This window comes from Ruegeria sp. AB10, from assembly GCF_056542745.1.
The window spans coordinates 114,801-136,876 of record NZ_JBQGAI010000009.1; the positions used below are offsets into that span (position 1 = coordinate 114,801).

Here is a 22,076-nt window from a genome sequence, read left to right on the forward strand (position 1 = left end):
ACGCCGCGTCGTATAGCAACAACATGGCAAGAAAAGCAGCGCGCAAGTCGAGCAGTAAGAAAAGCAAGGCGTCAAAGGCAAAGAAACCAACCACATTGCGGATTCGCCGTTGGGTGACCCGGGCTGTGGTGGGGGGGATTGTCTTTGTGGTCGGGCTGGTGGCGCTTTATTCCGTTGTGAACCCGCCCGTGACCCATACGATCTGGTCCGAATGGCGCCGGCTGGGTAAGGTCGAGCGCGATTGGGTGCCGATCGAAGAGATTTCTCCGGTCATGGCCCGCTCGGTTGTGGCGGCCGAGGATGCCAATTTCTGCCTGCACTGGGGCTTTGACGTCGAAGCGATCCGTGATGCGCTGGAAAACGGCGGAACGCGCGGGGCATCGACCATCACGCAGCAGGTGGTGAAGAACGTGTTCCTGTGGCAGGGCCGCAGTTGGGTGCGCAAGGCGCTGGAAACCTCGATCACACCGGTTGTCGAGATTTTCTGGAGCAAGGAACGCATTCTTGAGGTCTATCTGAACGTGGCCGAAACCGGGCAGGGCGTGTTCGGGGTCGAGGCCGCAGCCCAACGCAATTTCAGCGTACCCGCCGCTCGGCTGAGCCCGGTCCAGGCGGCCCGGATCGCGGCGATCCTGCCTTCGCCGCGCAATCGGTCTGTCACCGACCCCTCGGTACGCACCCGCAGGCGGGCTGCGTCGATCCTGGACGGGGCGGCCACCATCCGCGCAGATGGTCGCGCGGATTGTTTCGAGGATTGAAACTCATCGCCCCTCAAGGCTAAAGCTGATGGGGTATTCACTGGTTCGATTAGGAAGCCCATGGCGCGTCTGTTTCACGTTCCCCTGTCCCCGTATTGCCGCAAGGTCCGCCTGTCCCTGGCGGAAAAGAAGATCGAGGTTGAACTGGTCGAGGAACGATATTGGGAAAAAGACCCGGATTTCCTGCGCCGCAACCCCGCCGGTAAAGTGCCGGTTCTGCGTCTGGACGGGCGGGTGATGTCGGAAAGTGCCGCCATTTGTGAATATATCGAGGACACCCGTCCAGAACCCCCGCTGATGCCCAAGACGCCCGAGGCCCGATACGAGGTGCGGCGTCTGGTCGGCTGGTTCGATGACAAGTTCCATCACGAGGTGACCTCGAAACTGCTCTATGAGCGGGTGAACAAGAAGGTCACCGGTGAGGGCTATCCGGACAGCAAGAACGTCAAGGAAGGTGCCCGCGCGATCAAATACCATCTGGATTACATGGCCTGGCTTTTGGATCACCGGCGCTGGCTGGCGGGCGATCAGATGACTTTGGCGGATTTCGCCGCCGCGGCGCATCTGTCGGCGCTGGATTATATCTCGGATGTGGATTGGAACCGGTCTGCCGCGGTCAAGGATTGGTACGCCAAGATCAAGTCGCGGCCGGCATTTCGGTCGATCCTGGCGGATCAGGTGCCGGGGTTCCGGCCACCGCCCCATTACGCCGATCTGGATTTCTGATAAGGTGGCAGGGGGGCTGCCTGCCCCCCATCGCGCCGGGGCGCGATTCCCCCGAGGATATTTTGGCCAGATGAAAAGCGGATCGGGTTTAAAGGACAAGCTGGTGGCGCAGGCGCTGAGCGAGGGGTTCGTCTCATGCCGTGTGTGTCGGCCGTGGGATGTGCCAGAGGTTCCGGCCCGGTTGGAGGCGTTCCTGCAGGCCGGATACCATGGGCAGATGGGGTGGATGGCCGAGCGGACCCATTGGCGCGGCGATCCGGCGGCACTGTGGCCCGAGGCGCAATCGGTGATCATGCTGGCCGAAAGCTATACGCCCGAACATGATCCGACCGAAGTTCTGCAGCACTTGGACAAGGCGGCGATTTCGGTCTATGCGCAGAACAAGGATTACCATGATCTGGTCAAGAAACGGCTGAAACGGCTGGCGCGCTGGCTGATCGCCGAGGCCGGGGGCGAGGTGAAGGTTTTTGTCGATACGGCTCCGGTGCCGGAAAAGGCTTTGGGCCATGCTGCCGGCTTGGGTTGGCAGGGCAAACACACCAACCTTGTAAGCCGGGATTGGGGAAATTGGGCCTTTATAGGGTCTGTTTTTACTACCTTGGATTTGCCATCAGACATGGCTGAGGTGGACCATTGCGGCTCGTGCCGGGCCTGTCTGGATGCCTGTCCGACCGATGCCTTTCCGGCGCCATACCAGTTGGATGCAACCCGGTGCATTTCCTATCTGACCATCGAGCACAAAGGCCCGGTTGACGAAGAACTGCGCGCCAAGCTCGGCAACCGTATCTATGGCTGCGACGATTGTCTGGCAGCCTGTCCTTGGAACAAGTTTGCCGTTGCGGCCAGCGATATGCGCTATGCTGCCCGGGACGATCTGAAAGCGCCTGCGCTGGCGGATTTGGCCGTGCTGGACGACGCAGCGTTTCGTGCGAAGTTTTCAGGATCCCCGGTCAAACGCATCGGGCGGGATCGTTTTGTGCGCAACGTGCTCTATGCCATCGGAAACTCGGGAAGGGCCGAGCTTCGGCCCGTCGCGCAGGGTTTGACGGGCGATCCGGACCCCACTGTTGCTGATGCGGCGCGCTGGGCGGTGCAACGATTGCCATAAGTGCCGCAAACAGGCTGGACGTGTCGGTCCAAACCGCTAAACCCATTCGCAGCGAACAGGAAGGAGATCCCGATGGCGTTGGCTTTGGGGGTGGATACGGGTGGAACCTATACCGACGCGGTGCTGGTCCAGGATGAGCGTGAGGTGATCGCCTCGGCCAAGTCGCTGACCACGCGGGCTGATCTGGCGATTGGCGTGGGCAAGGCGATTCAGGCGGTTCTGGACACGGCGCAGGTGGCGCCGGAACAGATCTCGATGGCGTCGCTGTCGACCACGTTGGCGACAAATGCTTTGGTCGAAGGGCAGGGTGGGCGCGTCGCGTTGGTCTATATCGGGTTCAGGGATGGTGATCTGGACAAGCACGGGTTGCGGGACGCGTTAAAGGGTGATCCGGCCCTGGTGGTTGCGGGCGGTCATTCCCATGCCGGGGGCGAGGCTGCGCCGTTGGATGTGGCGGCGCTTGTGGCGTTTTTAGACTCTCATAAAGGTATTTCGGGCTATGCGGTCGCCGCGCAATTTGCCACGCGCAACCCGGCGCACGAGCTGGAAGCAGCACGGATCATTGCTGAACGGACCGGTGCTCCGGTCACCTGTTCGCATCACCTGTCGGCCAAGCTGAACGGTCCGAAACGGGCTGTTACCGCCGTGCTGAATGCCCGGCTGATCGGGATGATCGACCAGCTAATCGGGCGCGCTCAGGACCGGTTACAGGAAATGGGCATCGCCGCGCCGTTGATGGTGGTGCGGGGTGACGGCGCCCTGATGAGCGCCGAGCAAGCGCGCGAGCGCCCGATTGAGACGATCCTCAGCGGCCCGGCCGCGTCGATTGTCGGTGCAAGCTGGCTGACGGACACCGAGAACGCCCTTGTGTCGGATATCGGTGGGACCACCACGGATGTGGCACTGATCCGCGACGGCAAGCCTGCGATTGACCCGGCGGGTGCGCAGGTCGGTGGGTTCCGTACGATGGTCGAGGCGGTTGCGATGCGCACCCATGGTCTGGGCGGTGACAGCCAGGTGCATGTGATAACCGAGGGCCTGGGTGGCGGCGTGTTTCTGGGTCCACGGCGGGTGCTGCCAGTCTCGCTGATTGCGTCCGAAGCACCTGAAGCGGTTCATGCTGTGTTGGATGCACAACTCAGGGCAACGGCAGTAGGGGAACATGACACCCGGTTTGCGCGGTGCGTTCCCGGCATTCACGCCGAGGGGCTGGGCCCGCGGGAAGAGGCCCTGCTGGACCGGCTGGGTGACAAGGTTCTGCCGCTCAGCGAACTGCTACGGACCCGGATGGAAAACGGGGCCTTGGCACGGCTGGTCGATCGCGGGATCGTTCAGGTCTCGGGGGTGACGCCATCGGATGCCAGCCATGTTCTGGGTCGGTTGGATGCCTGGGACCGGGATGCCGCGCACAAAGCGCTGGAATTGATCGCGCGCAAGCGGGTTGGCACCGGAGACCGGCTGGCCAAGACGCCGGAAGACCTGGCGCGGATCATCGTGGATCAACTGACCGAACAAACCACTTTGACCTTGTTAGAGACTGCTTTTTCGGAAGAGGCCGAGGCGTTTGGTGTGCCTTCCGCCGAATTGGCGCGCCATGTTCTGACGCAAAAGGGCCTGTCCAGTCATCGCGGGTTGCTGGCGTTGGATACGGCATTGAACGTGGATGTGGTGGGCCTCGGGGCGTCGGCGCCCAGCTATTACCCGGCGGTGGGTGAGCGTCTGCGCTGTCGCATGATCCTGCCGGAACATGCGGGTGTGGCCAATGCCATCGGGGCCGTGGTGGGCCGTTTGACCCTGCGCCGAACGGGCACGGTCACGTCCCCGTCCGAGGGCCGGTTCCGGGTTCATCTTGAAGACGGGCCGCAGGATTTCAACGAATCCGACGCGGCGCTGGACCTTCTGGAATCGGTGCTGCGGTCTGAGGCTGAGGGGGCCGTCCGTCAGGCCGGGGCCGAGGATATCCGGATCGTGGTCGACCGGGATATCCGAACCGCCCGGATCGAGGCGCAGGACGTGTTTGTCGAGGCCATGATCACCGTAGAGGCCAGCGGCCGCCCGCGGGTGGCGACGGGGTAGCCCCCGCAGGGGCCACGCCTTTATTCAGCCGCGTCGCGTTTGGGCAGAACCCAATCGGGGCGCGGGAAGTGGCAGGTATAGCCGTTCGGAATACGTTCGAGATAGTCCTGATGCTCGGGTTCGGCCTCCCAGAAATCGCCGACGGGTTCGACCTCGGTCACCACCTTGCCGGGCCAGATGCCGCTGGCGTCCACATCGGCAATTGTGTCTTCAGCCAGCTGTTTCTGGGCGTCATCCACGTAATAGATGGCGGATCGATAACTCATGCCGCGATCATTACCCTGACGGTTCAGCGTGGTCGGGTCGTGGATTTGGAAAAAGAACTCCAACAGATCGCGATAGGTGGTTTTGGAGGGATCGAACCAGATCTCGATCCCCTCGGCATGGGTGCCGTGGTTGCGATAGGTGGCGTTGGGCACATCCCCGCCGGTATAGCCGACGCGGGTGCGTGACACGCCCGGCAGTTTGCGGATCAGGTCCTGCATCCCCCAGAAGCATCCCCCGGCAAGTACGGCGCGTTCTTCGGTCATTGGATATCCTCCACATGGATCAGGTATTCGCCATAGCCTTCGGCCTCCATCTCGTCGCGATGGATGAACCGCAGCGCGGCAGAGTTGATGCAATAGCGCAGCCCGCCATGTTCGCGCGGACCATCGGGAAAGACATGTCCCAGATGGCTGTCGCCGTGTTTCGAGCGGACCTCGGTGCGGATCATACCATGGGTCGCGTCGTGAAACTCTTCCACATGTTCATGGATGATCGGTTTAGTGAAGCTGGGCCAGCCGCAGCCGGATTCGTATTTGTGGGTCGAGGCGAACAGCGGCTCGCCCGAGACGATATCCACGTAAATCCCCGGTTCCTTGTTGCCCAAATATTTGCCGGTGCCGGGACGTTCGGTCCCGCTGCGCTGGGTGACGTGGAACTCTTCGGGGGACAGGGCGGCGATGGCCTCGGGGTCTTTGGTGTATCGGGTCATGGCTCCTCCGGTCGTTTTTCTTGTGGCATAATCTGGGGGCAGGGGCGTGGAAATCAAAGCCCTATTTCAGCGGCCTCGCGCGTTCGTGCGGGTGATCTGCAACCGGGTTTGATACGTAATCATAGCAAAGGGAGGCCAAATCATGCTCAGAATGTTTGTTTTGATGGTCCTGATCCTGTTCGGCCGCGCTGTGCAGGCTGCTCCGTTGGCAGGGGAGTTCGCGTCGATCGACGGCGGTACTTTGTCGATCGAAGATTGGAGAGGGCAGCCGGTTCTGGTAGTGAACACCGCCTCGCATTGCGGGTTCACCGGGCAATATGCGGCTCTGCAAAAGGTATATGAGGCGTATGCGGATCGCGGTCTTGTGGTTTTGGCGGTGCCATCGGATTCGTTCAACCAAGAGCTGGGCTCGGCCGAGGAGGTCAAGGAATTCTGCGATGTGAATTACGACCTGACCCTGCCGATGACCGATATCACTCCGGTGAAAGGCGCAAATGCGCATCCGTTCTACAAGGCGGTTGCAGCCCAGACCGGCTTCGAGCCCCGGTGGAATTTCAACAAGATTCTGCTGGACCCGCGTGGTGGGGTTGTTGCCACCTATGGCGCGAACACGAAACCGGATGCGCCCAAACTGCTGCGTCAGGTCGAGGCCTTGCTGCCCTGAGCGGGCTGCCGCGCCAGCTGAACCGCCAGAATTCCGAGTGTCGTGATCCCGACCCCAACCGCATCCAGCGGACCCAGTTTTTCACCCAGCAGGATGGCGGCGATGGTGACGCCGAAGACCGGGTTGAGGAAATGGAAGGTCGCCGCGCGGGTGGCGCCGATCCGGTCCAAGAGTAGCACCCAGATCAGTGTCGCCAAAAGGCCGGGGAACAGGGTTGTATAGGTGAAGGCCAGGGCCAGCGGCACGGTCGGGTGGATGTAGATCGTCTCAAACACCGGTGCCGCAACAAACAGAACGGCAGACCCCACCAACATCTGCAACCCGACCACCATCATGAAATTGCCGCCCGAGGTGGCACCGCGAATGGACAGCGTGGCAAAGGTCAGCGCCAAGGCCCCGAGGCAACACAGGGCCACGCCGAACATGTCAACGCCACCGCCGATCCGCGTGCTCATGATCAGGGCTACACCCGCAAAGCCGGCAAACAGGCCCAGCACAGCAATGGGTCGCAGCTTTTCACCCAGAAACACCCATCCCGCCAGCGCCACCAGCAGCGGCATGGTGGACGCGATGATCGCGGCAAGCGAGGCCTCGACCGTTTGCATCGCATAGAAGTTCAGACCCAAATAAAGGGCATTCTGACAGATTCCGAACAGGATCGTCGCCCGCCATTGGGGCCGGGTCAGATTCCAGCTCTGACCCATGGCGCGCGCAATGGCGACCCCCAGAAGCCCTGAGATCAAAAACCGCAAGGCCAGCGAAAACAGCGGTGATGCGTCCGCAACGATGATCCGGGCCGAGGTGAAAGCCGATGACCAGATGAACGCAAATGTCAGCCCCATGGCAATGGCGCGAAGATCCATTCCGGTCCTCCCCCTGAACTTTTGCGCACTGTTGATCAAATTTGGACCCGCTGCAAGTTGCGCCGCCTTTTGCGTCAAAAAAGGCACATCCGGTCTACAGCATTAACGTATAGATCGTTTTTATTGATTGACTCGCCAATAAAATATAATTGCGATCACATCCAAAACATAAAGGGAGGTGTGTTAAGTGTTGGAGTACATCCTGTCGTTCGGCGTCCTGCTGGCTTTGGGCCTGGTCGCTTTCTTTGTGGTGAAGTGGTGGAACCTGCGCTGTGTTGGCGTAACCCCCGTTCATCTGTTCACGTTCATCGCTATCCTGTTCACATCCGGTCTGGATGTAGGCCTGATCATGTTCCCGCTGACCGAGTTCGGCGGTTATGCCGAAGACCCGGCTTATGCCTTCGCCAATCCTCTGGCCATCGAGTTCGGCTTCTGGGGTTTCCTGATTTGGGCGTTCTACTTCCTAACAGCGTTCTATTTCTGCGTGATCGAGCCGCGGGTGAAGTTCTTTGAGATCCCGCTGGTCAAACTGGTCAACAACGTGGTCATCATCGGCACCTGCGCTTTCACCGCCAGCCTGTTCCTGATCTACCTGCCGGGCTACCTGCCCGAGGTGGGCGACGGTGAGTCCGTGGTCGGCACTTTCTATATCATCGTATTCGTCGTCATTCTGGCGGCGGCCTATTCGTCGACCGACCTGAAATACGTGCGCATTCTGTCGGTGGGTTCGACCTTCCTGTTCCTGGCGCTGATCCTTGGCATGTGGGCGGCCGCAGGTATGGGTGTTACCGGGTTCCTGGAAACCGGCAGCAACATCGGTGCCTATTTCGCGAACATCCACAAGTTCGTCCTGCCGCTGACCGACTATCACGCCTTCTACCTGTTCTGGTGGTTCGCATGGTCGATCATGATCGGCCAGTTCACCTCGCGCTTTGTCGGTGGTCTGACCACATGGCAGCTGCTGGCGGCGCTGCTGATCTTCCCGTCGATCCCGCTGGGGATCTGGTTCACCGTTCTCTACTACTTCCACCTGAACAGCATCCAGACTGCGGGCCTTATCAACATCGCAATGGTGATCGTGGGTGTGACCTTCGTGATCAACTCGCTGGACTCGCTGATCCGTCTGTATACCGACAACCTGAACATGACGGTCGAGCGGTTCGGCAAGGCCCCGTACGTTGCGGGCAACGTTGCGCTGCTGTTCATCCTGACCCTGCTGTTCCAGAGCCAGTGGCTGCAGATTCAGTGGATCGGCGCCGTGGTCGTCGGCCTATATCTGGCCTGCGTGGTCTATATCCTGATCGCCAAGCGCAAAGAGGTGCTGAGCATCGATTCAATGCCGGAAGATCGCGATCTGGATTTCCACAAGGTTGAGACGGTTCACTGAACGGGGCCGGTCAGAAAAACTCAAAACGGGCGCTTCTGGCGCCCGTTTTCTTTTGGAGAGGCGTCTTGTCGCGACTGGATCCGTTATGCGGACAAAGCTGCCGCTCAAGTTAGCGTCCCTAGGAATCATGCTTCCTAGATATCAACACGATTGATTTTCGTCCCGTCCGGAAGGTCTCGAACCTGAGTTAAAATTTGCCCTGTCATGCCCCAATAAACTTCTAGGTCTGTGATTTCCAGATTATCAAAGTCATCTTTGCCACCTAAGAATAGAGGTACTCTGTGGCACACACATTCTCCGTAAGAAGGTTGTTTTCCGCCGGAAGACAGCCACTCTTTGTACTTCTCGTATTCAATTGTTTCATTGGGAAACTGAACCATCTCCACATTGTGGAAGTCTGAGTATCCACATGGGATTTCGAATATTTCAGCAGTAGCTGGATCGAGTAGTGCGACCTCGGGTTGGCCGGTTTCAGTTCGGCTATGATCCAAGGCAAATTGACGACCCATCCAATCTGCGCCGAAGCTTTCGAACCGACCATCAAGCTTTGGGAACACATCGGAAATACAACGAGTGAAACGTGCGACGTCTTCAGGACGATGAAGTCTGTACGCACCTTCAATCTGCTTCGTTTTCTTCCATGTGAACAAGGGCAATGTTTTTCCTTTCTTCGCAAAAATTGTATTCACGCTAACCTGTTAAGTTATAGTTGCTAAGGGCTCAAAGCCGACAAACGCAAAGGTTAGAAGCCAATAGACGAAAAGAAAAAGGGCCCCCAATTGGCGGCCCTTGATCATATCGCGGTGAAAGCTGAAATCAGCCGTTCACGCTGTCTTTCAGTGCCTTGGCAATGGTCATCTTGACCACTTTGTCGGCTTCTTTCTTGAACTGCTCGCCGGTGGCGGGGTTGCGCACCATGCGCTCGGGGCGCTCGCGGCAGTAGATTTTGCCAACGCCGGGCAGGGTTACCGCACCGCCAGCCGAAACTTCGCGGGTGATCAGGCCGGTCACGGCCTCCAGCGCGGCGTTTGCGGCTTTCTTGTCGGTCCCCATTTCCTCAGCGAGAGCAGCAACCAGCTGAGTCTTTGTCATAGGCTTTGCCATTTCTTGGTCTCCTTAACGTGCCCGATAATTTGGGCCTCACCGCGTAACTGTAACGGGATATTGTGGACGAACACAACGAATAGTAGCGCGGAAAACCCTAAAAATAGGGGGAAAACGTTGCTTTTTTGCTTCAGAGAAAGGCCGTTTCGTCAAACGAACGCAATTTCCGGCTGTGCAGGCGCTCTAACGGCATCCCGCGCAGGTGCTCCATTGCGCGTATTCCGATCGCCAGATGGCGGCTGACCTGTGTGGTATAGAACGCCGAAGCCATGCCGGGAAGCTTTAATTCACCGTGCAAAGGCTTGTCCGACACACACAGCAAAGTGCCGTAAGGAACCCGGAATCGATAGCCATTGGCGGCGATTGTGGCGCTTTCCATATCCAGTGCAATCGCGCGGGATTGGCCGAGGCGCTGCACTGGGCCGGACTGATCGCGCAGTTCCCAGTTGCGGTTGTCGACCGATGCGACGGTGCCAGTGCGCATGATCCGTTTCAGCTCATAACCTTCCAGTTCCGTGACCTCGGCCACAGCCTGTTCCAAAGCCACCTGAATCTCGGCCAGTGGCGGGATCGGCACCCAGACGGGCAGGTCATCGTCCAGCACCTTGTCCTCGCGCAGATAGGCATGGGCCAGCACGAAATCCCCCAGCGCCTGCGTGTTGCGCAACCCGGCGCAATGGCCGACCATCAGCCAGGCATGCGGGCGCAACACCGCGATATGGTCGGTGGCGGTTTTCGCATTCGACGGCCCGACCCCGATATTGACCAGAGTGATCCCCGACCCGTCCGCACGTTTCAGGTGGTAGGTCGGCATTTGCGGCAGTTTCAGTGGTTGTTCCAGCGTTCCGTCCGGGGTCGTGATCTCGACATTCCCGGTCGAGACAAAGCTGGTATATCCGCTATCCGGGTCGGCCAGTTGCTCGCGCGCGTAGTTTTCGAATTCGGAGACATAGAACTGGTAGTTGGTGAACAGGACGTGGTTCTGGAAATGGTTGGGGTCGGTCGCCGTGTAATGTGACAGCCGCGCCAGCGAGTAATCCACCCGTTGCGCGGTGAACAGCGACAGCGGGCCGATCTCGTCATTTGTGTCATAGACACCGTTGACGATGTCATCATTTGTGGTGGTTAGATCCGGAACATCGAACACGTCGCGCAGGGTGAACCCGGCGGCACCCTGATGCGGCACCACCAGATCGGGGTTGTTGGCCACGGCGAAATGCACCGGGATGGGGGTGTCGGATGCCTGAATCGTCACCGGCTGATCATGGTTCCTAATCAGCAAAGCAATCTGCTGCGTCAGGTAGGATCGGAACAGGTCGGGCCGCGTCACTGTTGTGGCGTGAGTTCCGGGCTCGGACACGTGGCCAAAGCTTAGCCGGCTGTCGACCTGCGCATAGGAGGAGGTCTTGATGCGAATTTCCGGGTAAAAGGCCCGGTACCGTTCGGCCGGAGTGCCCTGTTCCATCGCTTTGGCAAAGCTGTCGCACAGGAACTGCGTCGCCTTTTCGTACAGCTCTTCCAGACGGGCCACGGCGGCGGCGGGGTCGGTGAACTTTTCAGGCGTGGGGACGTCGGGTGTTTTTATTATTGTCATGCAAGAGGTTCCAGAAGGTCGATCATTTCAAATGTGCGCACATCCACCAGCCCGAGGTCGGAAATCCGCAATTCCGGGATCACGACCAAAGCCAGCAATGAGTGCTGCATATACGCGTTGTTCAACTGACAGCCGCAGGCCTGCATGGCCTCGACCATCTTGTCCGCCTTGGCGGCAACGTCGGCGGCGGGGCTGTCGGACATCAGCCCGGCAATCGGCAGTTCCACCAGTGCCAGTTCCTCGCCATCACGGAACAGGGTGATGCCACCGCCCACCTCGGCCAGACGGTTTGCAGCCAGCGCCATCTGATCCCGGTCGGTGCCGACCACAATCATATGGTGGCTGTCATGGGCCACGGTCGAGGCCATCGCCATTTTGCCCTGATAGCCAAAGCCCGAGACAAAGGCGTTGGTCACCCCGCCGGTCGCGCGGTGGCGTTCCACCAGCGCGATCTGGCAGACGTCGCCTTCGCCCTCGACCAAGCCGCCGATGATCGGCAACTCGGCCTTCAGAGCCTTAGTCGGGGCCTGGTTTTCGACCACACCGATGACGTTTGCTTGAACCCGGTTGGCGCCAGCGGGCGCTTTGATTTCGAAATCCGCATCGGTCAGCGTGTGACCCAGATGCACTGTGTCGCGGGCAGTGTCCGGCCAGTTCAGATGCGGACAGTCCACTGTGATCGCGCCATCCCTGGCGATGACCTGGCCGCGGGCGATCACCATTTCGATGGGCAATTCAGTCAGGTCCGAGCTGAGAATGATATCCGCGCGCCGTCCCGGCGTGATCGAGCCGATCTCTCGTTCCAGCCCGAAATGGGTCGCGGTGTTGATCGTCGCCATCTGCAATGCGACCAGCGGCTCGCATCCGCATGCAATTGCGTGACGTACCACCCGGTTCATATGGCCCTCATTGACCAGTGTGCCGGAATGGCAATCATCCGTGCACAGGATGAAATTGCGTGGGTCCAGCCCCTTTTCGGTGACGGCCGTGATCTGGCTTTCGACGTCATACCAGGCCGAGCCAAGCCGCATCATCGACCGCATCCCCTGCCGCACGCGGGCAATTGCGTCGGCTTCGCAGGTGCCTTCGTGATCGTCGGCCGGGCCGCCCGCGACATATGCCGCGAAATCGGGCCCCAGATCCGGCGAGGCATAATGCCCACCCACCGTCTTGCCTACCCGTTGGGTCGCGGCAATCTCGGCCAGCATCTTCGGGTCGCCATGGATCACACCGGGGAAATTCATCATCTCACCCAGCCCGATGATCCCCGGCCAGTTCATCGCCTCGGTCACATCTTCGGGGGTGATCTCATAACCGGTGGTTTCAAGCCCCGGTGCCGATGGTGCACAGGACGGCATCTGGGTGAAGATGTTCACCGGCTGCATCAGCGCCTCGTCATGCATCATGCGCACGCCGTCCAGCCCCAGCACATTGGCAATCTCGTGTGGATCGGTGAACATCGAGGTCGTGCCATGCGGGATCACCGCGCGGGCGAACTCGGCCGGGGTCAACATGCCCGATTCGATATGCATATGGGCGTCGCACAGGCCCGGCACCATGTAACGTCCGTTTGCTTCGATGATCTGCGTGTCGGGGCCAATGCAATGCGACGCATCCGGCCCGACAAAGGCCACGCGCCCCGCTGCAATAGCAATGTCATGGTCGGGCAGCGCTTCGCGGCTGTGGACATTCACCCAGACCCCGCCGCGAATGACCAAATCCGCAGCCTCGCGTCCTGCGGCAACTGCAATCAATTGGGGGGCGACATCGGGCCAACTTGGGAAGGGCGTGTATTCCATGGCTCAACTTTCCCGAATGCACAAAAAGGTGCAACCCCCGGCGAACAGCTATCATGAAACCGTCACGCAGCGCGCCAGCGCTGCCCGGCCCAACCAGAGTAGGTGCCGCGCAGCGGCATTGACGATGGACGGGAGTGCTCCGGTCACGCCAGCCGGTCCGCCTCCATCTCGCGGCGCAGCCAATCGGCAAAGGCCAGCGCCCCCGGCGTTTCCTCGGCCTGTGGAGACAGCAGCAGGTAATAGGCCTCGGGCATAGCCGCGCGATGGACGAAAGGCGCCACCAATCGCCCTTGCCGGATCAGGTCGCGTGCGATGGTGTCGTGGGTCAGACACAGCCCGCCTCCGGCCATCGCAACGGACAGGCTGACCAGATAGGTGGTCGAATAGGTGATCGGAGGGTTTTCCCAGATCAGAGGCTGATCCTCTGCCCAATTCGCCCAGTTGGACAAAAGGTTGGAACAGTCAAACAGCGGCTGTTGCTGCAACGTGTCCAATGTCACCTCGTAACCGGGGGCGCAGACCGGGTAATAGTGGTCGGTCCGCAGCAATTCGGTACGCACCGTATCTGACGGCCGCAGCGAATAGCGGATTTCCACCGCAGCGCCCTCGGCCATCTCACGCGGCTCCCACAACTCGGTAAAGATGTTCAGCTGCACGTCGGGGTGCTTGGATCGAAACTGCGGCAGGCGGGGGGCCAGCCAGTTGACCGCAAAGCTGATGTTGCTTTGTACCTGCACCGCGTTCTGCTGCGCCCCGGTGACGGCTTGCGTGCCGCGCACCAGTGTCCGAAACGCCTCGCGCACCACCGGCAGATAGGTGATGCCGGCCTCGGTCAGCTCCAGCGCGCGCGGGCGGCGTACGAACAGGGGCTGACCCAGATAGCCCTCCAACGATTTGATCTGCTGGCTGACGGCGCTTTGGGTCATGTTCAGATCCCGGGCCGCCCCGGTGAAAGACAGATGCCGGGCCGAGGCCTCGAACGTGCGCAGCCAACCCAGTGGAGGAAGCGAATTCTGCATGTGCATAACCCTGTCATTAGCCCAGCTAATGAATTAGGCCTGTTTTTTTCGTTGGTCAAACATTCGCGCCGCAGGCACGCTTTTGCCAAGCCCGAGCCAGTCCAACAGGAGCCCGAAATGACCGTCACCAACCTGCGTCCCAATATCGACCATTGGGCGGAACGCGTGGACCTTGCGGCCGCTTTCCGCTGGACCGAGCGGCTCAACATGCATGAAGGCGTGGCCAACCATTTCAGCCTTGCGGTGAACGAGGACGGCACGCAGTTCCTGATGAATCCCAATCAGATGCATTTTGCACGGATCAGGGCGTCGAACCTGCTGCTGCTGGATGCCAACGATCCGGACGTGATGTCCCAGCCCGGTGCACCCGATCCGACCGCCTGGGGGCTGCACGGGGCGATCCACCGGCACTGCCCACATGCGCGCTGTGTGATGCATGTGCATTCGATCTTTGCCACAGTGCTGGCGTCGCTGGCGGACAGCACCCTGCCGCCGATCGATCAGAACACGGCCACCTTTTACAACCGCTACGTGATCGATCAGGAATTTGGTGGTCTGGCTTTCGAAAGCGAGGGCGAACGTTGCGCCGGGATGCTGTCGGATCCGAAGAAAAAGGTCATGATCATGGGCAACCACGGTGTGTTGGTGATCGGCAGTGACCCCGCGGATACGTTCAACCGCCTTTATTACTTCGAACGCGCGGCGGAGACCTATATTCGCGCGCTGCAAACCGGCCAGCCCCTGCGCGTGCTGTCTGGCGAGATCGCCGAGAAGACAGCGCAGGAACTGGACGACTATCCCGATCAGGCCGAGGCACATCTGCGCGAGATCAAGGCCGTGCTGGATGCCGAAGATTCCGACTACGCCACATAAAGGGTACTGCCATGACCGACACCGCTCAGGACCCCGAAGCCGCCCGCTGGCACTATCACCCCGAGGGGCCGGTGGGGCTGAATCCGTTGTTCAACTGGCCTCCGCGCCCTGCTGCCGTGTTGAAATGGTATAGCGGCGCGTGGCTGCAGATCACGGCGCTGACATTATGCATGGCGTTGGCCGTCACTGCCTATGTGTTCTTTTTCCCGGCGTTGGAGACAATGCAAAGCTTCGCGCCGGGTTGGATGTTCCGCATCTGGTTGCTGAATATGGTGCCGCAGATTCTGGTCGCTGGCAGTCTGCATTGGTGGCTCTACATGCGCAAAGGTCAGGGCATGTATAAAAAATTCGACCGCCGCGACCTGACCCGCGACAATGGCAACTTCACCTTCCGCAATCAGGTCTGGGACAATATCTGGTGGACACTGGGCAGTGCGATGACGGTGGCGACCGTCTATCAGTGGGTGATCTACTGGGCGATGGCCAACGGGTATGTGCCGACGGTTACATGGACCAGCGCGCCGGTTTGGTGCGTGGTCTGGATGTTGTTCATTCCGATGTGGTCGGGGCTGCATTTCTATTGGGTGCACCGGCTGGAGCATCATCCCAAGCTTTATAAACACGTCCACGCGGTGCATCACCGGAACGTCAATATCGGGCCGTGGTCGGGGATTTCGAACCATTGGTATGAAAACCTGCTGTATTTCACCACCTACTTCATCCACCTGATCGTGCCGTCGCACCCGCTGCATGTGCTGTTCCACACGTATTTCCAACAGATCAGCCCGGTCCTGTCGCATTCCGGCTTTGAGAAGCTGAAGGCCGGGGACACCGATGCCGCCCGTGCCGGGGATTTCTTTCACCAGCTGCATCACCGGTATTTCGAGTGCAACTATGGCACGTCCGAGATTCCTTTCGACAAGTGGTTCGGCACCTATCACGACGGTTCAGCCGAGGCGACGACGCGGACCCGGGCGTTCAAGAAGCAGATGTATACGTAACGGTCACGTCCGCTCGAACAAGGCGATCAGCGCGGTGTCGTCCTTGTTGGGACCCACGGCCAGATCGCCATAAATCCGCACCTCGGGCAGGGTCAGGTTCTGTATCTGGCCCTGCGCCAGCCTGTGCAACGCTTCGGCAAAGCCCAGCTTTTCATAGTGCTGCGCGTTGATTGACAGGGCGAATTGCGCGCCCGGGCGGGCAATGCGCAGCAGGGCGGGCAGGGCCTCGGGACCCAGATGGCCATGGGTGAACGTGCCCGAGGAAACGATGCCGGAGTAGCTTTCACGTGGAACCGGAATGCCCTGGTTCAGATCGGCTTCGATCGCGTCGCGGTAGATATCCTTGCGCATCGCCTGATCCAGCATCTCGGTGCTGATATCGGTGGCGTCGATCGGCCCGACGCCCAGCCCGGCCAGAACCGCGCCGCATAATCCGGTGCCCGCACCGACATCCAGAACCGGGCCTTGCCCACCGGCGGCCACAAAGGCACGGGCCGTGTGAATATAGAGCTGGTAATCCTCGCGCGCGGCGAAGGTTTCGTCATAATCTCCGGCCCATTCGGCATAGAGCTCTTTGTGATCCTCGGGCGAGTCCAGAGAATACGCGGTGTGCAGGTTCGGAGTTTTTTCAGCCATGAATAAAAGAAAGGCGCATCAGGGGATTCGAATCAAGTATTCAGACGCAGGTGCTTGCATCCGCCGGGATTGCGGATCATCAAAGGTGACATGACAGGAACTCTTTTTTCGTTCGGCCACGGATATTCGGCGCAAGCCTTGTCCCAGCTACTGAAACCCCAAGGGTGGCGCATCGTCGGCACCACCCGCGATCCCGCTCAAGCCGCCACCATTCGCGCATCCGGCGCCGAGCCGTTGATCTGGCCGGGGCAGACACCGGATCTGGACGGGGTGACGCATCTGCTGATTTCGACGTCTCCCAACAAAGGTGGTGATCCGGTGCTGGCTGCGTTGCAGGACGAGATCGCCGCACGGGCCGCGCAATTCAAATGGGTCGGATACCTGTCGACGACCGCGGTCTATGGCGATCATCAGGGGGAATGGGTGGATGAAACCACTCCGCCCACCCCCACGGCCGAACGCGGCCGGTGGCGGGTGAAGGCCGAGGAGCAATGGCAAAACATTCCCGGATTGCCGGTCCATGTCTTCCGGCTGGCCGGTATCTATGGCCCTGGTCGTGGCCCGTTTTCCAAGCTCAAGCGGGCGGGGATGCGGCGCATCATCAAGCCCGGCCAGGTGTTTTCCCGCATTCATGTGGCGGACATCGCGCAGGTTCTGGCCGCGTCAATGGCCGCCCCCAATCCCGGCGCCATATATAATGTCTGCGATGATGAGCCGGTTCCGCCGCAGGACGTCATCGCCTATGCCGCCGAGTTGCAGGGCCTGCCTTTGCCGCCCGCGGTTCCCTTTGACGAGGCTGATATGACCCCGATGGCGCGCAGCTTTTACAATGAGAACAAGCGCGTCCGGAATGACCGGATCAAGGACGAGCTGGGCATACGCCTGCTGTATCCGGACTATCGCACCGGGCTGGAGGCCCTGATGAAAGACGCCTGACGCTCAGCCGGCGGCCTTGATCAGGTCGGCGGCTTTCTCAGCAATCATGATGGTCGGTGCGTTGGTGTTGCCCGAGATCAACGTCGGCATGACCGAGGCATCGACCACCCGTAGCCCCTCGATCCCGCGCACGCGCAGTTCGGGATCAACCACGGCCATCTCGTCCACGCCCATTTTGCAGGTTCCGACCGGGTGATAGATCGTGTCGGCGCGGTCGCGGATGTGTTTTTCCCAATCGGCGTCGGTGCGGGCGGTGTCGGTTCCGAACATCTCTTTGTGGCGGTATCTGGCCAGCGCTGGGGCCTCGAGGATTTCCCGCATCATCCGCGCGCCCTTGATCATTGTGTCCAGATCGCGGTCGTCCGACAAAAACGCCGGATCGATGGCGGGCGCGGCATAGGGATCGGTGCTGTTCAAGCCAACGGTTCCACGGCTTTCGGGGCGCAGTTTGCAGACATGGCAGGTAAAGCCGTGGCCGTAATGCAGCTTGCGGGCGTGATCATCGACCAGCGCGATGGTGAAATGCAGCTGAATGTCGGGCCGGTCCAGATCGGCCGAGGTCTTCAGAAACCCTGCCCCCTCGGCAAAGGGCGTTGCCGCCATCGACACGCCGGTCTTGCGCCAGCGCAGAAGGTGACGGGTCAGCTTTGCCGACGCGACCGGGCTGATGCCGAAATTGTCAGTGTCCCTGGTTTTGTAGGACAGGATGAAATCCAGATGGTCCTGCAGGTTCTTGCCCACACCGGGCAGGTTGTGACGCACGGCAATGCCGTGTTTGGTCAGATCCTCTGCGGCCCCGATCCCGGACAGTTGCAGAAGGTGCGGGGATTTCAGCGCTCCGGCGCAGATCAGCACCTCGCGCCGTGCCGTAACCGTGATGTCGGGACCTTTGGCCTTCTTCTTATAGATCACCCCGGTCGCGCGCTTGCCGTCAAAGGTCAGCTCTTTGGCATGGGCCTGAGTGATCACCGTCAGGTTGGGGCGGCCCAGAACCGGAAAGACATAAGCCGCCGCGGCCGAGCACCGCTCGCCGTTTTTGGCCGGGTCATGAAACTGCGTCACCTGATACAGGCCGACCCCTTCATTGTCGCCGCGATTGAAATCATCGGTGCGGCGGTGCTGCATCTGCTCGGCGGCCTCAACGAAGGCATGGGTGATCGGGCGCGGCTCTTTCTGGTTTGATACCTGCAGCGGGCCGCTGGCGCCATGCAGGTCATCGGCACCGTCCTCATTGTTCTCGGACCGTTTGAAATAGGGCAGAACACTGTCCCAGCCCCAGCCGGTGCAGCCCAGTTCGGCCCAGCCGTCATAGTCCTGACGATGGCCCCGCACATAAAGCATAGCATTGATCGCGCTGGATCCGCCCAGTGCCTTGCCACGCGGCTGATAGCCCCGACGCCCGTTCAGCCCCGGTTGCGGCACTGTTTCAAAGGCCCAGTTGTTGATCTTGGGCCGTCCGGGCAGGGCAACAACAACGGCCGAGGGCATCCGGACAAGTATACTGTCGCCGCGCCCGCCAGCCTCAAGCAGGCAAACGCGTTTGCTTGGGTCTTCGCTGAGACGGCTGGCAAGCACCGAACCTGCGGACCCGCCGCCGACAATGACATAGTCGAATTCCATTCCGATTTCCCCCTGCTGCCCGACCGGTCACGGCGATGCCTGTATCAGCCCTGTCCAAGACTGTGGCTGAGCGATGGGAAAAAACAATCGCCGTATCCGGGATGTGACCCAAGGTTATTACGGTTGGTCTGACCCATTCTTAAAATATCATAATTAAATCCTATCAAATTCATCACCAAACAAAACTTTTTTGCATGGCTTTGGTTTGCTACGTCTTGAAGAGACAAGACGAAAGAGTCGCCGATACCTTGCCCAGGACGCGCCGCGCATCCTTGGTGGGGTAAAGGTGCCCTCTGCATGTGCTCTTGATCGACCGAGTTTTGACCGCGCGAACCTGCCGGAAATTTACCAGGATTGGAGATCGATATGGACGGAAGTGATAACCCCAAAACGGGCGGTTGCCCGGTAATGCATGGCGCCGGAACCCGGTCGAACCGGGATTGGTGGCCGAACCAGCTGAACCTGTCGATCCTGCATCAGAACGCGCCCGCGTCGAACCCGTTGGGTGCGGATTTCGACTATGCCGACGCGTTCAAGAAGCTGGACATGAAAGCGCTGAAAGAAGACCTCTATGCGCTGATGACGGATTCGCAGGACTGGTGGCCGGCGGATTATGGTCATTACGGCGGCCTGTTCATCCGCATGGCCTGGCACAGCGCAGGCACCTACCGGACGGCGGATGGCCGCGGCGGTGCCTCGACCGGCAACCAACGCTTTGCGCCGCTGAACAGCTGGCCGGATAACGGCAACCTGGACAAGGCGCGCCGTCTGCTGTGGCCGATCAAGCAGAAATACGGCAACCAGATCTCCTGGGCTGACCTGATGATCCTGGCCGGAAACTGCGCCATCGAATCCATGGGCGGCAAAACCTTCGGTTTCGCCGGTGGCCGTGAAGATATCTGGGCGCCCGAGGAAGACATCTATTGGGGCGCCGAAACCGATTGGTTGGCCCCGACCGACAACCCGCACAGCCGCTATTCGGGCGAGCGCGATCTGGAAAACCCGCTGGCCGCCGTGCAGATGGGCCTGATCTATGTGAACCCCGAAGGCCCGGATGGCGAGCCGAACGTCTTGGCCTCGGGCCGCGACATCCGCGACACCTTTGGCCGGATGGCAATGAATGACGAGGAAACCGTTGCTCTGGTCGCCGGGGGCCACACCTTTGGCAAGGCGCATGGTGCGGGTGATCCGGATCTTGTCGGCCCCGAGCCCGAAGCCGCCCCGATCGAGGATATGGGCTTTGGCTGGATCAACAAGTTCGGCTCGGGCAAGGGCGACGACACCACCACCAGCGGAATCGAGGGTGCATGGACCGCGAACCCGATCAAATGGGACAACGGTTATTTCGACCTGCTGTTCCGCTATGACTGGAACCTGACCAAAAGCCCCTCGGGCGCATATATCTGGGAACCGGTCGGCGTTAAGGAAGAAGACATGGCACCGGCGGCGCATGATCCGTCGAAAAAGGTCAAGACCATGATGACAACCGCCGATATGGCGATGCGCATGGACCCGATCTATGGCCCGATCTCGAAACGCTTCCACGAGAACCCGGAAGAGTTCGCTGACGCCTTCGCCCGTGCGTGGTTCAAACTGACCCACCGCGACATGGGTCCGCGTTCCGCCTATATCGGCCCCGAAGCCCCGACCGAAGAGCTGATCTGGCAGGACAACGTTCCGGCGGTGGATCACGATCTGGTCGACGACGCGGATGTGGCCGACCTGAAAGCCAGGATTGCGGCTGCCGGCCTGTCGGTATCCGAGCTGGTTTCGACCGCATGGGCCTCGGCCTCGACCTTCCGCGGGTCGGACAAGCGGGGCGGTGCCAATGGCGCCCGTATCCGACTTGCACCGCAGAAAGACTGGGATGTGAACGAGCCGATGAAACTGTCCAAGGCGCTGGGCGCTCTGGAGGGTGTTCAGACCGCGTTCAACGACGCGCAGTCTGGCAACAAGAAAGTGTCGCTGGCCGATGTGATCGTTCTGGCCGGAGCGGTCGGTGTCGAACAGGCGGCCAAAGCCGGCGGTCAGGATGTCGAGGTTCCGTTCACCCCGGGCCGCACCGATGCGACGCAAGAGCAGACGGATGTGGACAGCTTCTCGGTGATGGAGCCGATTGCTGACGGCTTCCGCAACTATCAGAAGGCCGATTATACAGTCTCACCCGAAGAACTGCTGGTCGACCGGGCGCAATTGCTGACCCTCTCTGCGCCCGAAATGACGGTGCTGGTCGGTGGCCTGCGGGTTTTGGGTGCCAATTTCGGCGACAGCACGCACGGCGTGTTCACCGATCGCGTCGGAACGCTCAGCAACGACTTCTTCACCAACATTCTGGACATGAGCACCGAATGGAAGCCTGCGGGCAAAGGCGTCTACGAGGGCCGCGACCGCGCCAGCGGTGAAGTCAAATGGACCGGCACCCGCGTTGATCTGGTTTTTGGCTCGAACTCGCAACTGCGAGCGCTGGCCGAGGTCTATGGCCAGGCCGATGCCGAGGGCAAATTCGTCTGTGACTTTGTCTCGGCCTGGAACAAGGTGATGAACGCGGATCGGTTCGATCTGAAGTAAACAGGACGACCACTCACGAAATGACGCCGCCCGGCGAGACTCGGGCGGCGTTTTCTTCCGCCCGACTCTCGGGCGCCTACCAAGCATTGGGTACGATTCCACCGAAAGGCCAATCCTTCCGAGGTTTCCACCGGCAATAACAGGTCTCAGCGAAGGAAATTCTAAAGCCAACCTGTTGTTTTTATTAAGGTGAGTGAGTTTCTGCCGATAAATGTGAAGTTTTTTCAAAATGGGGGTTGCAGGTCCCGGGCCCAATCCGTAAATACCCCTTCACCGGCGCTGCTGAGGCGGTGCTGACGCATCGGAGAGACGATGGAGACGGGCCGGAGAGACGGTTGAGACGCATCGGAGAGACGGTGGGCATCTTG

20 protein-coding genes are annotated in these 22,076 nt (G+C 60.2%); 10 read left to right on the top strand and 10 right to left on the bottom strand.

All coding sequences use genetic code 11. The annotated features are described in order from the left end of the window. Positions 1-23 precede the first annotated feature (23 nt). The 4 genes from mtgA (at position 24) to ACR0NT_RS16080 (ending at position 4,668) form a co-directional block, all read left to right on the top strand. Positions 24-758 carry a monofunctional biosynthetic peptidoglycan transglycosylase gene (gene mtgA, locus ACR0NT_RS16065; RefSeq protein ID WP_170444958.1) on the top strand — a complete coding sequence of 245 codons (735 nt, stop codon included), beginning with the start codon at positions 24-26 and terminating at the stop codon, positions 756-758. Between the two features lie 60 nt (positions 759-818). Continuing rightward, positions 819-1,484, top strand: coding sequence for an FtsZ-binding protein FzlA (gene fzlA, locus ACR0NT_RS16070; RefSeq protein WP_170444961.1), 666 nt, complete (start codon positions 819-821; stop codon positions 1,482-1,484). A gap of 70 nt (positions 1,485-1,554) precedes the next feature. Then, the gene (gene queG, locus ACR0NT_RS16075) at positions 1,555-2,592 is read left to right on the top strand and encodes a tRNA epoxyqueuosine(34) reductase QueG (RefSeq protein ID WP_170444964.1); all 1,038 of its coding nucleotides are present in this window, start codon (positions 1,555-1,557) and stop codon (positions 2,590-2,592) included. Between the two features lie 72 nt (positions 2,593-2,664). Then, complete coding sequence (locus ACR0NT_RS16080; protein ID WP_170672509.1) at positions 2,665-4,668, top strand: hydantoinase/oxoprolinase family protein; 2,004 nt, start codon at positions 2,665-2,667, stop codon at positions 4,666-4,668. Between the two features lie 20 nt (positions 4,669-4,688). Here the strand turns inward: ACR0NT_RS16080 and msrA are convergent, their stop codons facing one another. Then, a complete protein-coding gene (msrA, locus tag ACR0NT_RS16085) occupies positions 4,689-5,198 on the bottom strand; it encodes a peptide-methionine (S)-S-oxide reductase MsrA (RefSeq protein WP_170444970.1) in 510 nt (169 codons plus the stop codon). After that, positions 5,195-5,644: a peptide-methionine (R)-S-oxide reductase MsrB gene (gene msrB / locus ACR0NT_RS16090; RefSeq protein WP_170334459.1), complete on the bottom strand. Its 450-nt coding sequence runs from the start codon at positions 5,642-5,644 to the stop codon at positions 5,195-5,197. The genes msrA and msrB overlap by 4 nt, the downstream gene beginning before the upstream one ends. Before the next feature lie 142 nt (positions 5,645-5,786). Between msrB and ACR0NT_RS16095 the strand changes: the two genes are divergently transcribed. Next, positions 5,787-6,308: a glutathione peroxidase gene (locus ACR0NT_RS16095; protein WP_170444974.1), complete on the top strand. Its 522-nt coding sequence runs from the start codon at positions 5,787-5,789 to the stop codon at positions 6,306-6,308. Here the strand turns inward: ACR0NT_RS16095 and ACR0NT_RS16100 are convergent. Then, positions 6,284-7,171, bottom strand: coding sequence for a DMT family transporter (locus ACR0NT_RS16100; RefSeq protein ID WP_170444976.1), 888 nt, complete (start codon positions 7,169-7,171; stop codon positions 6,284-6,286). The two genes, ACR0NT_RS16095 and ACR0NT_RS16100, sit on opposite strands and share 25 nt — an antisense overlap. Before the next feature lie 190 nt (positions 7,172-7,361). On the opposite strand from ACR0NT_RS16100, the gene ACR0NT_RS16105 reads away from it, so the two are divergent. Further along, positions 7,362-8,558, top strand: a complete 1,197-nt coding sequence (locus ACR0NT_RS16105) for a BCCT family transporter (RefSeq protein ID WP_170445044.1) — start codon at positions 7,362-7,364, stop codon at positions 8,556-8,558. Positions 8,559-8,692: 134 nt separating this feature from the next. Here the strand turns inward: ACR0NT_RS16105 and ACR0NT_RS16110 are convergent, their stop codons facing one another. The 5 genes from ACR0NT_RS16110 to ACR0NT_RS16130 all read right to left on the bottom strand — a co-directional run bounded on the left by ACR0NT_RS16110 (position 8,693) and on the right by ACR0NT_RS16130 (position 14,074). Beyond that, on the bottom strand, positions 8,693-9,247 hold the full coding sequence (locus ACR0NT_RS16110) for a T6SS immunity protein Tdi1 domain-containing protein (protein WP_170444978.1): 555 nt from the start codon (positions 9,245-9,247) through the stop codon (positions 8,693-8,695). A gap of 127 nt (positions 9,248-9,374) precedes the next feature. Further along, positions 9,375-9,662, bottom strand: a complete 288-nt coding sequence (locus ACR0NT_RS16115) for an HU family DNA-binding protein (RefSeq protein ID WP_170349467.1) — start codon at positions 9,660-9,662, stop codon at positions 9,375-9,377. Between the two features lie 130 nt (positions 9,663-9,792). Beyond that, the gene (locus ACR0NT_RS16120; protein ID WP_170672507.1) at positions 9,793-11,256 is read right to left on the bottom strand and encodes an AMP nucleosidase; all 1,464 of its coding nucleotides are present in this window, start codon (positions 11,254-11,256) and stop codon (positions 9,793-9,795) included. Further along, positions 11,253-13,055: an adenine deaminase gene (ade, locus tag ACR0NT_RS16125; protein ID WP_170672505.1), complete on the bottom strand. Its 1,803-nt coding sequence runs from the start codon at positions 13,053-13,055 to the stop codon at positions 11,253-11,255. Before ade ends, ACR0NT_RS16120 begins: the two co-directional genes overlap by 4 nt. A gap of 143 nt (positions 13,056-13,198) precedes the next feature. Next, positions 13,199-14,074, bottom strand: coding sequence for a LysR family transcriptional regulator (locus tag ACR0NT_RS16130; RefSeq protein WP_170444987.1), 876 nt, complete (start codon positions 14,072-14,074; stop codon positions 13,199-13,201). A gap of 117 nt (positions 14,075-14,191) precedes the next feature. Here ACR0NT_RS16130 and ACR0NT_RS16135 point away from each other — a divergent pair, with 117 nt between their 5' ends. Beyond that, complete coding sequence (locus ACR0NT_RS16135) at positions 14,192-14,947, top strand: class II aldolase and adducin N-terminal domain-containing protein (protein ID WP_170444990.1); 756 nt, start codon at positions 14,192-14,194, stop codon at positions 14,945-14,947. Positions 14,948-14,958: 11 nt separating this feature from the next. Beyond that, positions 14,959-15,948 carry a sterol desaturase family protein gene (locus tag ACR0NT_RS16140; protein WP_170444992.1) on the top strand — a complete coding sequence of 330 codons (990 nt, stop codon included), beginning with the start codon at positions 14,959-14,961 and terminating at the stop codon, positions 15,946-15,948. Between the two features lie 3 nt (positions 15,949-15,951). Here the strand turns inward: ACR0NT_RS16140 and ACR0NT_RS16145 are convergent, their stop codons facing one another. Next, positions 15,952-16,584 (bottom strand): class I SAM-dependent methyltransferase, encoded by a 633-nt coding sequence (locus tag ACR0NT_RS16145; protein ID WP_170444995.1) that lies wholly within the window; start codon positions 16,582-16,584, stop codon positions 15,952-15,954. 90 nt (positions 16,585-16,674) lie between these two features. On the opposite strand from ACR0NT_RS16145, the gene ACR0NT_RS16150 reads away from it, so the two are divergent. Beyond that, positions 16,675-17,520: an SDR family oxidoreductase gene (locus tag ACR0NT_RS16150; RefSeq protein ID WP_170672503.1), complete on the top strand. Its 846-nt coding sequence runs from the start codon at positions 16,675-16,677 to the stop codon at positions 17,518-17,520. Between the two features lie 3 nt (positions 17,521-17,523). On the opposite strand, the gene ACR0NT_RS16155 is transcribed toward ACR0NT_RS16150, so the two are convergent. Beyond that, on the bottom strand, positions 17,524-19,140 hold the full coding sequence (locus ACR0NT_RS16155; RefSeq protein WP_170672501.1) for a choline dehydrogenase: 1,617 nt from the start codon (positions 19,138-19,140) through the stop codon (positions 17,524-17,526). 366 nt (positions 19,141-19,506) lie between these two features. On the opposite strand from ACR0NT_RS16155, the gene katG reads away from it, so the two are divergent. Then, complete coding sequence (gene katG, locus ACR0NT_RS16160) at positions 19,507-21,708, top strand: catalase/peroxidase HPI (protein ID WP_170672499.1); 2,202 nt, start codon at positions 19,507-19,509, stop codon at positions 21,706-21,708. The last annotated feature ends 368 nt before the right edge of the window (positions 21,709-22,076 follow it).

Excerpts from the sequence above, each read along its gene's own strand:
- ade (WP_170672505.1), bottom strand. The coding sequence starts at position 13,055 with ATGGAATACACGCCCTTCCCAAGTTGGCCCGATGTCGCCCCCCAATTG.
- ACR0NT_RS16130 (WP_170444987.1), bottom strand. The coding sequence starts at position 14,074 with ATGCAGAATTCGCTTCCTCCACTGGGTTGGCTGCGCACGTTCGAGGCC.
- katG (WP_170672499.1), top strand. The coding sequence starts at position 19,507 with ATGGACGGAAGTGATAACCCCAAAACGGGCGGTTGCCCGGTAATGCAT.
- ACR0NT_RS16150 (WP_170672503.1), top strand. The coding sequence starts at position 16,675 with ATGACAGGAACTCTTTTTTCGTTCGGCCACGGATATTCGGCGCAAGCC.
- msrB (WP_170334459.1), bottom strand. The coding sequence starts at position 5,644 with ATGACCCGATACACCAAAGACCCCGAGGCCATCGCCGCCCTGTCCCCC.
- ACR0NT_RS16155 (WP_170672501.1), bottom strand. The coding sequence starts at position 19,140 with ATGGAATTCGACTATGTCATTGTCGGCGGCGGGTCCGCAGGTTCGGTG.
- mtgA (WP_170444958.1), top strand. The coding sequence starts at position 24 with ATGGCAAGAAAAGCAGCGCGCAAGTCGAGCAGTAAGAAAAGCAAGGCG.
- fzlA (WP_170444961.1), top strand. The coding sequence starts at position 819 with ATGGCGCGTCTGTTTCACGTTCCCCTGTCCCCGTATTGCCGCAAGGTC.
- ACR0NT_RS16095 (WP_170444974.1), top strand. The coding sequence starts at position 5,787 with ATGCTCAGAATGTTTGTTTTGATGGTCCTGATCCTGTTCGGCCGCGCT.
- ACR0NT_RS16100 (WP_170444976.1), bottom strand. The coding sequence starts at position 7,171 with ATGGATCTTCGCGCCATTGCCATGGGGCTGACATTTGCGTTCATCTGG.
- ACR0NT_RS16145 (WP_170444995.1), bottom strand. The coding sequence starts at position 16,584 with ATGGCTGAAAAAACTCCGAACCTGCACACCGCGTATTCTCTGGACTCG.
- ACR0NT_RS16140 (WP_170444992.1), top strand. The coding sequence starts at position 14,959 with ATGACCGACACCGCTCAGGACCCCGAAGCCGCCCGCTGGCACTATCAC.
- queG (WP_170444964.1), top strand. The coding sequence starts at position 1,555 with ATGAAAAGCGGATCGGGTTTAAAGGACAAGCTGGTGGCGCAGGCGCTG.
- ACR0NT_RS16115 (WP_170349467.1), bottom strand. The coding sequence starts at position 9,662 with ATGGCAAAGCCTATGACAAAGACTCAGCTGGTTGCTGCTCTCGCTGAG.
- ACR0NT_RS16080 (WP_170672509.1), top strand. The coding sequence starts at position 2,665 with ATGGCGTTGGCTTTGGGGGTGGATACGGGTGGAACCTATACCGACGCG.
- ACR0NT_RS16135 (WP_170444990.1), top strand. The coding sequence starts at position 14,192 with ATGACCGTCACCAACCTGCGTCCCAATATCGACCATTGGGCGGAACGC.
- ACR0NT_RS16120 (WP_170672507.1), bottom strand. The coding sequence starts at position 11,256 with ATGACAATAATAAAAACACCCGACGTCCCCACGCCTGAAAAGTTCACC.
- msrA (WP_170444970.1), bottom strand. The coding sequence starts at position 5,198 with ATGACCGAAGAACGCGCCGTACTTGCCGGGGGATGCTTCTGGGGGATG.